Below are 13901 nucleotides of genomic sequence, written 5' to 3'. Positions count from 1 at the left end.
TAAAAAGTATTTTACATATTATAATTGTAATGTTTTTTAATTAATTGTGTCAAATGTTTTTTACATACCAGTTTTTCATATAGCAGGAATAAAGAATGAGATAGGGAAGAAATATGTAAGAGGATTTCATAGAGAGAGGAGGCTGGATATGAAGCTTGTCTTTGTTCGGCACGGAGAAGGTGAACATACAAAGGATTTGCCGTCAAGTTTACAAGTGCTTCATCCGCCATTAACGGATGAGGGAAAGAATCAGGCTAAATTACTTCAATGCAATGTGCCATTACAAGAAACGGATATATTAATTGTTAGTCCTACACGTAGAACTTTACAAACAGCGGCAATATGGAGTGCGAAAGTAGCTTGTCAAAAAATCGTCCATCCATATGTATCCCCACGTATTTTTCCTTATCGAGAAGGAGCGAAAACATTACCATGTGATGACATAGTAGATCAGGAAATGATAGCAAATTTATTTCCACATTTTTCGATAGAGAAAAGTACAAATAAGCAGTTATGGACGGAAGGTATAAATACTATTTCAGAGAATCGTTTTCAGCAAATAGTAGATGATTTTCTTCTTTGGTGCTATGAGCTAGGCGCTGAAAGAATTTGCATTGTATCTCACGACGGGACAATTACAGCGTATAGGCAATATGTACAGAAAGTCGTTTTAACTAGATCTGATTTTTTGCAAGAAACAGGTATATATGAAATGGATGTATCTTTTAAAAGTCTGATTGATGAGATCTAATTATAGGATGGAGGGTGTATGTTGAATGTTGCATTAGTAGTTGGTTTCAATTCGGATTTAGAGGCGCAATCAATCCGAGCATCGCTTGAATATTTTGGGGCAAAAGTTGTAACATACTGGATTGGTAGACCGAGAGAGTTCATTAATATTCTTTCTGGAAAAGGTTTATATAATGATATCAAGTATGTTATTTTTTGCTTTCATGGTGAGGAAGGAAAGTTTGTCATGGAAGAGTTAGGTGAAGATATATATGAGCAAGATGAACCGAGGGGATACTTTGGTGCAGCAGAAATTTATAAATATGCAAAATTGCATAATACACATATTGTAAATAGCGGGTGTACGTTAGGGGAGCGAAAACTAGCAGAATCTTTCTTACATAGTGGGGCGAAATCGTATATTGGATCGATAGATTATGTAGATGGGAATGCAGCACTTATGTTTACAATACGCTTATTTTATGGGCTTATTAGCCATGAAAAAACGTTAGAAGATGCTTTTCAAGAGGCGAAATTAATCGATGAGGAGACACGTACATTTCAATTCTATAAATAGTGAAAACGCATTTATTCTATATTTGAATAAATGCGTTTCACACTTAACTCACATTTTTTTTACATTTTCTTCAATGAAAATGATTATCACCTATGGTATGATATGTTCAAGTTTTTACAGGTAATAGAAGTTACTATATATTAGTATTTAATGTTTTTTATGTATGTCACAAATTATTCATGATTAACATTTTAAAAATAAGTAACTAATGATATTATATTATCTGTAACTAACTTAATTACAACTTTAGGAGGAAGATATGGTTATTCAATTTTTAAGAGAAAACAAAGCAGTTTCTTTTGTGTTGGCAGTAATTCGAGTGTATCTTGGTTATACATGGTTAATGGCTGGAATCGGTAAACTACAAGGAAAAGGGTTCGATGCAACTGGTTATTTACAAGGTGCAATTGAAAAATCTAAAGGAGCACAACCGGCTGTTCAATCTTGGTGGGCATCATTTTTACAAGATTTCGCAATTCCAAACGTTGATCTATTTAATACACTTGTAACGTGGGGAGAAATTTTAGTCGGAATTGGTTTAATTGTAGGCTGTTTAACAAAAACAGCGGTCTTTTTCGGTCTTGTAATGAACTTTTCCTATATGCTTAGTGGGTCAATTGGTGTAAATCCTGAAATGGTTATCCTATCAATGTTCGTTCTAGTCTCTGGTATGAATGCTGGTAAATTTGGAATAGATGGTTTCGTTATTCCGAAAGTATTAGGATCAAAAACTCAAAAGCGCCAAAAGCAAGCTGCTTAATATATGAAAGCGGGTATCTCAAAATGAGATACCCGCTTATGTTATTTTTCAACTTTATTGTTCTTAAAGAATTCTTTTACATAACCTACAAATTCTTGTGGCTCTTGACGAAATGGTGCATGATAACCTTTTTCGATAATATGGAAAGTACTATTTTTTAAGAATTGATGATACGTTTCTCCTTCTTTCCAAGAAACGCTACTATCATTTCTTCCCCATATAATTAAGGTTGGTTGTTTAATTTCATTTGCATTGATTTGAAGACGTCTAGGCCATAATTTCATTTTATTGTAATGCTCTTCATCATTACGCTTGGATTTAACTTTGTTTTCATCATAATCTGCAATAGTAGAAACAGTATTTAAATCAGTCGACAACTGTGGTTTTGGTGAACCTTGTTTATTAACGAATGTATGAGGACCGCCTGTAGCATCAGTTAAAATAAGGTGGGTAACGGCTTCAGGATATAAATAGGTTAAATTAAGAGAAATTTCTCCGCCCATTGAGTGTCCTAGTATTGCAAACGAATCATAACCTAGTTTTTTCATTAATTTATAATACAAATTTGCATGGGTTGGGAAAGAATAGTAAAAATCCATTGGCTTAGATGAGCGCCCGAATCCTAAAGCATCTACAGAAATAATTGTATGATCTTTTGCTAAGTCTGAGTAAATCTTTTGAAAACCATCTGACGATCCTCCAAATCCATGGATCATAAGTAAAGGTGGTTTTTCATTACCAATCTTTTTAAAGTAAATGGTTTGACCATCTATTTCTACCATTTTTTCCTCGGTAGCTAGTTTCGCTGTAAGTGTATTTTTCACTTGTTTTACTTGCTCTACTGGCTTTTCTGCTGCACTACATCCTACTAATAGTGTAAGAGTAAGACAACCTACCATAAAATAGCTAAATCGCTTCAATTAGGTGTCCCCTTTCTAACATAACGCTGTGTCTATCATAGCAAATAGCATATTACGATTTCCAGGAAGTTGGCTACCATTTTTTATCATAAGAGGTGAAAGGAGCGTTTCTTGGAAATTTTCTGTTTGAAGAAATTTACGAAATGAAAATTGTGAATGTGGGACATCAATCCTTACTGTGCCATTCCAACATTCACAGATTCTCTTGAATAATTGAATAGCATCCTTCTCTTGTTTTGCGATAAGTGGAGTGACGCATAATATATTACCTTTTTGTATACATAAGGAAAAAGCTTCTATACAGTTATTTCTCTCAATTTTAAAAGAGTGTATGGCTCTTGGTAATAGCGATGAGTAAAGTAAGGAACGATTAGCTCCAGTTGTAATTTGATCGAGAAAAATAAGTGATATAAGATCTGGTTCTTTTACTTGTTGTGTATGAGCAATATGTGTCTTAGTAGTTTGTTTTTCAAAACGATGAATCGTCGTTACTGTTTGAAATTCGCATGATGTATAAAGAGGCTCGCCAGCTTTTGTTGCAATAAGTGCAATTGGTTGTTTTGGATGAGTGTGCTCTAAGCAACAATTTAGCAAAATACGTCCGATGCCTTGGCCTTGAAAATTAGGATGGACGATTAACATGCCAATAGTAGAAAAACTATCTTTAAAAGGAAATACTCCTCCAGCTGCAATCAGTTTATTTTCATGCATATAACCGATAAGTGTGCCGAGAGAAAGATACATTTCGAATTGTTTTTTCATAAATTCTTTATCTTGTAACCATCCAATAGCTTTACAAAGGTCGAGTAAATCAAAAATAAAAGATTCATCTAGCTTTATTGTTTTCATAAATACGCCCCACATTTCTATTAATTTTCATAAAAGTAGATTGAAAATGTTAAATAAGAGATTTACGTTACATGAAATCCAACTTGTTTATATTTTAATTGTAAAGGGGAAGGAGGTTGCTATGAAAGGACAAACTTATACAAATTATAACTGATATTTACATAAGTTAACAAAAAATTTACATATAACTAATTTTCTCTTAATAGTCTTCTATTAAATTTGATAGTGGGAAATGAATAACCTAATTAGGGGGACAAGACAGTGAAAAAGTTTGTGAAAAAAGCATGGCCATTTGCAGTTGTGGCGTCGTTAGCAGTTACTTCGGTGGCAACATGGAATTTTACACGTTCTAGTGAAGTAAATGCAGATGAGAGCGGAAGCAATGCAAAGATTAAAAATGTCATTGTATTAATTGGGGATGGTATGGGACCTTCATATATGACGGCTCACCGTTATATGAAAGATAATCCAAAAACTTTTGAGATGGAATCTACAGAATTTGATAAGCATCTTGTAGGAACGCAAAAGACATATCCGGAAGATGAACATGAAAATATTACAGACTCTGCATCTGCAGCAACAGCTATGTCAGCAGGAGTTAAAACATATAATGCAGCAATTGCAGTTGATAATGATAAAGCAGAAGTGAAAACTGTTCTTGAACAAGCGAAAGAAAAAGGGAAATCAACGGGACTCGTTGCTACTTCTGAAATTACACATGCAACACCAGCGGCTTTCGGTGCGCATGACATTAGTCGTAAAAATATGGACGCAATTGCAAATGATTATTTTGATGAGAAAATTAAAGGGAAGCATAAAGTAGACGTTATGCTTGGCGGCGGTGTAAATAACTTTGTTAGAAAAGATCGCAATCTTACAGAAGAATTCAAGAAATCTGGTTATAGCTACGTAACAGATCGAAATCAATTGTTAAATGATAAAAACGATCAAATTCTAGGTTTATTTGCATCAGGCGGTTTAGATAAAATGATTGACCGTACCGATAAAACACCTTCATTAGAAGAAATGACAAATGCAGCAATTGAGCGTTTGAACAAAAATAAAAATGGTTTCTTCTTAATGGTTGAAGGAAGTCAAATCGACTGGGCTGGACACGATAATGATATCGTAGGTGCAATGAGTGAAATGGAAGACTTTGAAAAAGCATTTAAAGCAGCGATTGAGTTTGCGAAAAAAGATAAAAATACGTTAGTCGTTGCAACGGCAGACCACGCTACTGGCGGATTATCTTTAGGTGCGAATGGTGAGTATAACTTTAAAGTAGATCCAATTAAAGCTGCAAAACGCACACCAGACTTCATGGCAAATGAGATTGCAAAAGGTGCAAATGTAGAAGAAACATTGAAAAAATATATTGATTTACAGTTAACACCAGAAGAAATTAAAGCGGTAAATGATATAGCTCCTTCAAAAGATGTAACAAAGATTGATAATGCGATTGAGGATATTTTCAATAAGCGTTCGGTTACAGGATGGACGACAGGTGGACATACAGGGGAAGATGTAAACGTATATGCATTTGGCCCAGGTAAATACTTGTTCTCTGGCGTTCAAGAGAATACAAATATCGCTAAACGTGTCTTTGATATTGTTGGTGGTGGCGATCCGAATAAAGGAAGACGCTAATTATAAATGAAAGTGAGGCGAAATGCCTCACTTTTCTTTTTAGGAGATGGGAAAGATGAAGGCTTTTTTCATGGGAATAGGATCCCTTCTAATAGTTGTAGTATTGCTAGTCGGGTGTCAATCCAAGGAGAATCATATAGAACAAAAATCTACTATTATAAAAACTGAGGAAAAGGTACAAATAACGAAAGAAGAAGAGAAATCGATTCAAGATGTTATGGAGAAATTTGTACGGACGACAAATGAAAAAAATCTTGCTGAACATATGGAGTTATTCTCAAAGAAGATGCCTAGTGCTGAAGATTTAAAAACACAAAAAGAAGCCGCTTTTCAAAAGGGAAATAAGAAAATTGAATTGGAACATATAGACATGAAAGCTAGTAAAGCAGGGTATGTTGTAGTTGAAACAAAGGAAAAGGAAATAGATGGGGAGGTCACTCTTCAGAAAAATGTACAGTATGCGCTTGGAAAAGAAGAAGATGGCTGGAAAATTGAAGAGGTTCGCACGATAGGGAAGAAATAAAGTGAAACTTTAATCAGGGAGTCTTACTGCCCGTAAATAGCGAAATAAAAAAGGTTCTCATTGGAGAGAACCTTTTTATAGTGGTAATAGAATTTGATTTGAACATGCTTCGATATCATCAATATCTTGGCGAATTGTTGCCATTTTATTATCAAGATCTTCAGCTTTCATTGCTGCATCATGTAGTTCATCTTTTAAATACTCAGGTATTTTCCCCTCATATTTATAATAAAGTTTATGTTCTAAACTTGCCCAAAAGTCCATAGCAAGTGTACGTAACTGGATTTCTGCAAATACATCTTTTGTACCAGAATTCAGTGATAAAGGATACTTAATGATCATGTGTAAACTTTTATATCCGTTGCCCTTTGGATTAGCGATATAATCTTTTACTTCTATGATTTCCATATCCTCACGCTTTTGAATGACTTCTTTTAAATGATAAATATCTTCTACGAAGCAACATGTAATACGAATGCCGATGATATCTTGTAAATGTGTTTGCGCATTCTCAACTGTCGGTAATAAATTTTTACGTTCAAGTTTTTTAATAATACTTTCAGGTTGTTTTAATCTTGTTTTTATATGTTCAAACGGGTTGTAATCCTCTAAAAATTGAGCTTCCCGGTTCATAATTTCAAATTTAGTTTTTAACTCTTCTAAAGCAAATGTATATGGTAGTACAAAAGCTTTCCAGTAGTTAACTGTTGATTGATTATATTCCATTTATATACACACCTTTTCCTATTTACAAGTGAGGTTGTTATTATACTAAATACCAAAGCATATAAGCGCAAGCAGCAAATGAGGAGATCATAAAACGATATTTAGTTTTCATACTTTCAACTCCTTTCGAGTAAGATTCTATATGAATAAACGTGATTGTTAATAAATTCACTATGTACAATTCTTATAGTAATAGATTCGTGTGAATTTCGTATGAACTAATTGTTTCAGATTTTTGTCTTTTTTTGTAATTGACAAATAGAATAAACTTATATAACATATAAATCGTAATCATTACGTTTTAGTTTGCGATCTTTGAAAGAAAGGAGAATTACATATGCGTGTAAATATTACATTGGCTTGTACAGAGTGCGGTGATCGTAATTATATTTCTAAAAAAAATAAACGAAACAATCCAGAGCGCATCGAACTAAAAAAATATTGTCCACGATTAAAGCGAGTAACGCTACATCGTGAGACGAAGTAGAAGACTAGAGATATCTCTAGTCTTTTTTGTTTATAGTCATTTAGTTTTATTTGTTATAATTACCTTAAATTGTAATGAAGGAGAGGTATGATGAATCAAAAAGATAAAGAAAGAAAAGAGCAAGTGGCTCATATGATTGATATTCCAGATGATTATAGGCTTGTCGTAGATGATCAAGAAGGTGTGGATGACCCATATCATCTATTATGGTGGGAACATAAAGAGGATGAGGAGAGAACGATACAAATTACGCTGAATAGACATACTGGTAATTTAATCGAATTTAGTATAGATGATAAAAAATATTTTTCGAGTTCGAGTGGTAAGGAAGCAATAGGAGAGAATAAAGCAAGAGAGATTGCAAATGCATTCTTAAAAAAATATACAAAAGAAGGATATGAATTTTATATATATGTAACGGTTAAGGACGACAGGCGTGGTCGGAAAGAAGTAAATTATATGCAAGAAGTAAATGGCTATCCATTGCCGAATACAGGGTGTGTTGTGCGAGTTCATCCTTCAGGTAATGTTGTGCATTTTCGTTATAATGGACAAAAAGCTATACAAGAAAAACCGCTATGGCCAAATGAAATTGTTGAGAAGAACATCGTTTTAGAGAATTTAAAAGCTAGACAAGATATGAGACTTGTATTTGTAGATTTGACATTCTCTTCATGTAAATATGAAAGTGGAGAAGAAGGAACCGGGTACCATCTTGTATATGAACCAGAACCTAGTCATGCGTTTATTAATGCAAGTACAGGTAAAGATTTATTTGGGCCCGATCATTATAAATTGCCTTCAACTGTAGCTGTTGAAAAACCGAAAAAAGGTAGCCGGCCAGACGATATATTCGATTTGTTTGAATGGAATAAAGAAAATTTTACAAAAGTAGCTGAGACGGAAAATGATGATGAAATAAGAATGAAATTTGTTCCGAAAGAGGAATTACAAAAACAGAAAGAAGAAAAGAATCCATATTTAATGAATGAATTCTTTAAAAAGCATTTACCGATGTTAAAATATAATAATTTAATTGGCATTACGGTTGATAAATCTACCAATGAATTAACTGGTTTTATAAAACTGACAGACGATAAAGAAGTAAAGCAAATATTTCCTAGAGAGGAATGTTTACAAAAAGCACTTCAATTTTTGGAACAAGTTATTCCAGATGTCACACAATATCTACGTCTTTGGGAAGAACATGAAGAAGCAGAAGATGGGATTGAAAGATTTACTTTTTCCGTATATGTGAATGGCATTCCGGCAGAGTATAAGCAATTTATGGTTAATATCAATGCGGGAAATGGGGCTGTGGTGCATTATTCCGGAGAGTCTAGCAACCTTATAAAAGAATTGCTTACATACGAAACAACACCAAAAGTAAAAAAGGAAAAAGCGTTAGCAATATACAGAGGGGCCATGCGAGTTAATTTAGAATGGTTTTTAGAAAATGACGTAGAGGAAACGAACTACGAACTACTGTATAAACAAACGACGGATGAAAATTATAAAGAATCCTTCGATTGTAGTCGAGAAATTCGTTATATTGATGCGCATACGGGGGAGAAAATTTGGAGCAAGTAAAATAAAAAGAGTTATTTTTCAAAGAAAATAACTCTTTTTATTTTTATAATTTGCCTGTTCGTTTTTCAAATGTAAATGTGATAGGAAGGTTGCAAGGAGAACTATCACTTTTAAATGTTACTTTCCATTCTTTAGAATGAGCTTTAGTTTCGAAATCAAGAAGATTCATTGCTCTACGTTTATCTATTTCTAAAAACATATTATGAATTTCTGGTTCTTGCTGTAAATTAAGAGCCTTTAGTGTGACTGTTAATGTGAAAAAATTTCGCCCTTCATATACTATTTTTGATATTTTTGTTTTTTGTGTATTTAACAGTATATAAAAACGGTCTGATGGAGTTAATTGTACAGAGTCATCAGTAATTTCATCCTCCATATTATGAAGTTCAACTAAGAAAGATGTACTATGGGAAGAATCTTTTTTGCTTGTAATCTGTAATTCAGTGGGAATCATCGGTATTTCATAAAAATCATTCCGTATTATATTGTTGTAATCCTCGGAAAATTTACGGACTTCTTTTGGGAAAGAGTCTTCTTCTTTTGTATTTAAAAAAGTTTTATGTTGCTTTGGAATTTTTTCACTAAACTTTAATGTTTCTTTAAAGTAATAATTGGATCCAGTTAAAAATAAAAAACTACAAATTAATAAAAAAATTCGATAGTGATTTTGAAAGTGAAAGAACAATAGTATACATGTAATAAATCCAATTACATAGAAAATAAAGATAAGTAGTTCTAATTTTGAGTGAAAGGAGAAACCATAGTTATGAAGAAATTTCATTCCAATTATAATTTGAGCTCCAAAAAACAAAGAAATTCCAAATTGAAAAAATAATAAATCAGGCCCTCTCTTAATAACAAAAGTAATGAACGAAATGAAAAGTAAAAATACCCCTAAATAAATTGTTACATTTAATAATCGATCTAATGTAAGCATGAATAGTGTCCCCTTTAATAGCATATTCATATATAACTAATAATTAATATAATTATAATATAACGATAAATTATTTTAAATATTGGAAGTGTTGAGTTTTATAAATAAACTGTACAGACACAAACAACCTCACGCCCACATACACATAGTAAAGACCACTATTTTGGCGGAGGTGAAAGGTTTGAGTCTATTCGCCGCAATTGGATATATGGTTCGAGAAGTGTTTGTCTTTGTTTCTTATGTGAAGAATAATGCGTTTCCGCAGCCGTTATCATCAGACGATGAGAGAAAGTACTTAGAGTTAATGGAGCAAGGTGATGCTCAAGCGAGAAATCTGTTAATTGAACATAATTTACGGCTTGTAGCTCATATCGTTAAAAAATTTGAAAACACAGGGGAAGATGCAGAAGATTTAATTTCAATTGGTACAATTGGGCTCATTAAAGCGATCGAGAGCTATTCGGCAGGAAAAGGCACAAAACTTGCGACGTATGCAGCACGATGTATTGAAAATGAAATTTTAATGCATTTACGTGTACTGAAAAAAACGAAAAAAGACGTTTCACTTCATGATCCAATCGGGCAAGATAAAGAGGGGAATGAAATATCGCTTATCGATATATTAAAATCAGAGTCTGAAGATGTAATTGATATGATTCAGCTTAGTATGGAGTTAGAAAAGATTAAAGAGTATATCGATATTTTAGACGAACGAGAGAAAGAAGTAATCGTGAAGCGTTTTGGACTGGGGCTTGATAAGGAGAAAACGCAACGAGAGATTGCGAAGGCACTTGGTATTTCCAGAAGCTACGTATCAAGAATTGAAAAGCGCGCTTTAATGAAAATGTTCCATGAATTTGTAAGAGCTGAGAAAGAGAAAAAAGCGAAAGAATAATGTACATTGCAAGCAGCCATATTTTAAAATGGGCTGCTTTTCTTTTTGTAAATAAGGAAAGAAAAAGAGTTGTGTTCAGAAGAAATCTATGTTCACTGTTGAAAATGACGGATTCTATCTGTAATATTAGAGGGTGCTAAACAATTTAAGAATAATACCATACTTAGTTTTCCGCATGTATAATGAAACAGTTCTATATGATATGTGGGAATAAGAACCAATTTTACATATGATATAGAAGGAAAAGAAGGGGAAGCTAAAGTTATAGACTGATTAGGAGGTTTCGCAATTTGCGACGTACATTATATCGACTTATGATCGAACTTACAAATGGTCGTTTTACTTCTTATATATTACGTAAATTTGCACAATCTCGTTTGAGCTCTATCATTATTCCATCGTATGCGAAAGTTTTTCAAATTAACCAAGATGAGATGGAAAAGGGTTTGAAGGAATATAGAACATTGCATGAATTATTTACGCGTAAGCTAAAAGAAGGAAAGCGTAGTGTTGATACAGATGCATCGAGTATCGTTAGTCCTGTTGATGGTGTTTTTGCTGATCACGGTCCTATTGAGGACACAAAAACATTTGATATTAAAGGTAAGCGTTATTCAATCGTGGATATGCTAGGTAATGAAGAACGTGCAAAGCGATATGCAGGTGGTACATACATGGTTATTTATTTAAGCCCAAGTCATTATCATCGTATTCATAGTCCGCTTTCTGGTTCTGTGACTGAAAGGTTTGTACTTGGTAGAAAGTCATATCCGGTAAATGCAGCTGGTATGGAATATGGGAAAGAGCCATTGTCAAAAAATTATCGCTCTGTTACAGAAGTAAATAGTGACGGTGAACATATGGCACTTGTAAAAGTAGGAGCTATGTTTGTTAATAGTATTGAGTTGTTGCATGAAAGAGACACTGTTCAAAAAGGTGAAGAAATGGCATACTTTACATTTGGCTCAACAGTTGTGTTATTGTTTGAAAAAGATATGATAGAAGTAGTGCAGGAATTGAAGAGTGGACAAGAGCTTCGTCTTGGTGAAAAAATTGCTACTCGTTCGGCTCATAAGTAAAGAAAACATTTTATAACTGTAAGCAAGAGTTATGGACAAAGATGCTTAATGATGAAATTCCCTAGATGGGAGTACTTGTTTATTCGAGAGCCATCGCAGGATGGCTCTTTTTACAAGTTAGCTCATTAAAATTTCACTTTATATGTAATCAAGACGATTTGACAAGCTTGTCCTCTAATGAGCGTCTAATCATTTCTTGTTTTATAAGTAAAATGAAGTCGGGATTTAATTTTAGTTCTTTTGCTTTATAATAAGACTCAGTGAGTAACTCAGTAGACAACTGTTCCATATATTTTGTTTTCAAGGTGAGTCACCTCCTAATAATTTAAGGATTGATTCGTTGTTGCATTTAATGTACCAAAAAAATATGACAGTCACAAACGAGTGGTTATCCACATACCTAGGTGGATAAAATGTGTATAGATTGTTAGTAAATTCCAAATTGGCTGAAAAATTAATGTGGAAAATGTGTACAATTTTATCCACAGGTCATATATCGAAATATGTTGTCGAAAAATTTTTATGAAAACTCCTCAAAGAGGTGAAAGAAATTGAAGCTATTTTTACCAAATGAATATGTGAAAAATGTATATCATGTTCAACCAGAAGATTTGAAAAAACGTGGAATTAAAGGTGTCATTACTGATTTAGATAACACGTTAATTGAATGGGATCGTCCAAATGCAACGCCACAACTTGAAGAATGGTTTTTGAAAATGAAAGAGCAAGGTATTCAAGTAACGGTCGTTTCAAATAATAATGAGCAACGTGTGAAAGACTTTGCTGATCCATTAGGTATTCCATTTATTCATAGTGCGCGTAAACCATTTGTTCGCGCGTTTAAGCGTGCGATACAAGAGATGCACCTGCAACCAGATGAAGTTGTAGTAATTGGAGATCAGTTACTAACGGATGTTTTAGGTGGAAACCGAGTGGGACTTCATACAATTTTAGTTGTACCGGTAGCACAAACGGACGGATTAGTAACGCGCTTTAATCGAAAAATTGAACGAAGAATTATGAGAAATATGAAGAAAAAAGGTTTAATTAACTGGGAGGAATAAAGTTTGACTGAAACAATTAAGTGTATTGGTTGCGGTGTAGAAATTCAAACAGAAGATAAAAACGAAGTGGGATATGCTCCTACCTCATCTTTAGAGAAAGAACAAGTAATTTGTCAACGCTGTTTTCGCTTGAAACATTATAACGAAATTCAAGATGTATCATTAACAGATGATGACTTCCTACGTATTCTAAATGGAATTGGAAAATCGGATGCGTTAGTAGTTAAAATTGTAGATATTTTTGATTTTAATGGTAGCTGGTTACCTGGCCTACATCGTTTCGTGGGAAATAATAAAGTATTACTTGTTGGAAATAAAGCTGATTTAATTCCTAAGTCAGTAAAACATGATAAAGTAAAGCATTGGATGCGCTATAGTGCAAAGCAGCTAGGATTAAAGCCAGAAGATGTCTTTTTAATTAGTGCAGCAAAGGGACAAGGGATTGCTGAGTTGGCAGATGCTATTGAGTATTACCGCGGCGGAAAAGATGTTTACGTTGTTGGATGTACGAATGTAGGAAAATCAACATTTATTAATCGTATGATTAAAGAATTTAGTGATGAGACTGAAAATGTAATTACAACATCTCATTTCCCAGGAACAACACTTGATTTAATTGATATTCCGTTAGACGAAGAATCTTCTTTATATGATACGCCAGGTATTATTAACCACCATCAAATGGCTCATTATGTTGGAAAAGAAAGCTTAAAGCTTATTACACCAACAAAAGAAATTAAGCCAATGGTGTTCCAATTAAATGAAGAACAAACACTATTCTTCAGTGGATTGGCACGTTTTGATTATGTAAGTGGTGGTCGTCGTGCATTTACTTGTCACTTCTCGAATCGTTTAACAATCCATCGTACAAAGCTTGAGAAAGCAGATGAATTGTATAAAAATCATGCTGGGGATTTACTAAGCCCGCCAACACCAGAAGAATTAGAAAATATGCCAGAGTTAGTGAAATACGAATTTAATATTCGTGAACCAAAAACGGATGTTGTATTCTCTGGGTTAGGATGGGTTACGGTAAACGAATCGGGAGCAAAAATTGTTGCACACGTACCAAAAGGAGTAAGTGTTTCGCTACGTAAATCTTTAATTTAATATGGAGA

16 protein-coding genes are annotated in these 13901 nt (G+C 33.6%); 11 read left to right on the top strand and 5 right to left on the bottom strand.

From position 1 onward, the window contains the following. The first annotated feature begins 148 nt into the window (after window positions 1–148). The 3 genes from CER22_RS03075 to CER22_RS03065 all read left to right on the top strand — a co-directional run bounded on the left by CER22_RS03075 (window position 149) and on the right by CER22_RS03065 (window position 2066). On the top strand, window positions 149–751 hold the full coding sequence (locus tag CER22_RS03075; protein WP_088123427.1) for a histidine phosphatase family protein: 603 nt from the start codon (window positions 149–151) through the stop codon (window positions 749–751). 18 nt (window positions 752–769) lie between these two features. Then, window positions 770–1306 (top strand): delta-aminolevulinic acid dehydratase, encoded by a 537-nt coding sequence (locus CER22_RS03070; protein WP_088608163.1) that lies wholly within the window; start codon window positions 770–772, stop codon window positions 1304–1306. A 259-nt stretch (window positions 1307–1565) separates the two neighbouring features. Beyond that, on the top strand, window positions 1566–2066 hold the full coding sequence (locus tag CER22_RS03065) for a DoxX family protein (protein ID WP_000236605.1): 501 nt from the start codon (window positions 1566–1568) through the stop codon (window positions 2064–2066). Window positions 2067–2107: 41 nt separating this feature from the next. Here the strand turns inward: CER22_RS03065 and CER22_RS03060 are convergent, their stop codons facing one another. Both CER22_RS03060 and CER22_RS03055 read right to left on the bottom strand, forming a co-directional pair. After that, a complete protein-coding gene (locus tag CER22_RS03060; RefSeq protein WP_088064441.1) occupies window positions 2108–2986 on the bottom strand; it encodes an alpha/beta fold hydrolase in 879 nt (292 codons plus the stop codon). Window positions 2987–3001: 15 nt separating this feature from the next. Beyond that, a complete protein-coding gene (locus CER22_RS03055; RefSeq protein WP_088123424.1) occupies window positions 3002–3835 on the bottom strand; it encodes a GNAT family N-acetyltransferase in 834 nt (277 codons plus the stop codon). Window positions 3836–4096: 261 nt separating this feature from the next. On the opposite strand from CER22_RS03055, the gene CER22_RS03050 reads away from it, so the two are divergent. Both CER22_RS03050 and CER22_RS03045 read left to right on the top strand, forming a co-directional pair. Further along, window positions 4097–5482: an alkaline phosphatase gene (locus tag CER22_RS03050; RefSeq protein ID WP_088123423.1), complete on the top strand. Its 1386-nt coding sequence runs from the start codon at window positions 4097–4099 to the stop codon at window positions 5480–5482. Between the two features lie 55 nt (window positions 5483–5537). Beyond that, window positions 5538–6005, top strand: coding sequence for a hypothetical protein (locus tag CER22_RS03045; RefSeq protein ID WP_088123422.1), 468 nt, complete (start codon window positions 5538–5540; stop codon window positions 6003–6005). Between the two features lie 75 nt (window positions 6006–6080). Here the strand turns inward: CER22_RS03045 and CER22_RS03040 are convergent, their stop codons facing one another. Then, entirely contained in the window at window positions 6081–6731 is a 651-nt protein-coding gene (locus tag CER22_RS03040; RefSeq protein ID WP_000456212.1) for a GTP pyrophosphokinase, read from the bottom strand. A 337-nt stretch (window positions 6732–7068) separates the two neighbouring features. Between CER22_RS03040 and rpmG the strand changes: the two genes are divergently transcribed. Then, window positions 7069–7218 carry a 50S ribosomal protein L33 gene (gene rpmG / locus CER22_RS03035; RefSeq protein ID WP_001265617.1) on the top strand — a complete coding sequence of 50 codons (150 nt, stop codon included), beginning with the start codon at window positions 7069–7071 and terminating at the stop codon, window positions 7216–7218. A gap of 90 nt (window positions 7219–7308) precedes the next feature. After that, window positions 7309–8808, top strand: coding sequence for a YcdB/YcdC domain-containing protein (locus CER22_RS03030; RefSeq protein WP_088608162.1), 1500 nt, complete (start codon window positions 7309–7311; stop codon window positions 8806–8808). A gap of 43 nt (window positions 8809–8851) precedes the next feature. Here CER22_RS03030 and CER22_RS03025 read toward each other — a convergent pair whose 3' ends face one another. After that, window positions 8852–9745 carry a hypothetical protein gene (locus CER22_RS03025; RefSeq protein WP_142293420.1) on the bottom strand — a complete coding sequence of 298 codons (894 nt, stop codon included), beginning with the start codon at window positions 9743–9745 and terminating at the stop codon, window positions 8852–8854. Between the two features lie 181 nt (window positions 9746–9926). Here CER22_RS03025 and sigK point away from each other — a divergent pair, with 181 nt between their 5' ends. Together sigK and CER22_RS03015 are read left to right on the top strand one after the other, a co-directional pair. Further along, window positions 9927–10640 carry an RNA polymerase sporulation sigma factor SigK gene (gene sigK / locus CER22_RS03020; RefSeq protein WP_000051382.1) on the top strand — a complete coding sequence of 238 codons (714 nt, stop codon included), beginning with the start codon at window positions 9927–9929 and terminating at the stop codon, window positions 10638–10640. A 290-nt stretch (window positions 10641–10930) separates the two neighbouring features. Next, on the top strand, window positions 10931–11719 hold the full coding sequence (locus tag CER22_RS03015) for a phosphatidylserine decarboxylase (protein WP_001255007.1): 789 nt from the start codon (window positions 10931–10933) through the stop codon (window positions 11717–11719). A 148-nt stretch (window positions 11720–11867) separates the two neighbouring features. Here CER22_RS03015 and CER22_RS03010 read toward each other — a convergent pair whose 3' ends face one another. After that, window positions 11868–12023, bottom strand: coding sequence for a sporulation histidine kinase inhibitor Sda (locus CER22_RS03010; RefSeq protein WP_000853283.1), 156 nt, complete (start codon window positions 12021–12023; stop codon window positions 11868–11870). Between the two features lie 247 nt (window positions 12024–12270). Between CER22_RS03010 and CER22_RS03005 the strand changes: the two genes are divergently transcribed. Then, window positions 12271–12783: a YqeG family HAD IIIA-type phosphatase gene (locus CER22_RS03005; RefSeq protein WP_000765308.1), complete on the top strand. Its 513-nt coding sequence runs from the start codon at window positions 12271–12273 to the stop codon at window positions 12781–12783. A gap of 3 nt (window positions 12784–12786) precedes the next feature. Then, a complete protein-coding gene (gene yqeH, locus CER22_RS03000; protein WP_000140797.1) occupies window positions 12787–13893 on the top strand; it encodes a ribosome biogenesis GTPase YqeH in 1107 nt (368 codons plus the stop codon). The last annotated feature ends 8 nt before the right edge of the window (window positions 13894–13901 follow it).

The sequence above is a fragment of the Bacillus sp. K2I17 genome, assembly GCF_002209985.1.
GTDB classification, from domain to species: domain Bacteria; phylum Bacillota; class Bacilli; order Bacillales; family Bacillaceae_G; genus Bacillus_A; species Bacillus_A wiedmannii.
Note: the sequence above shows the minus strand (reverse complement) of the source record. Positions and strands in the feature narration are given on the sequence as shown.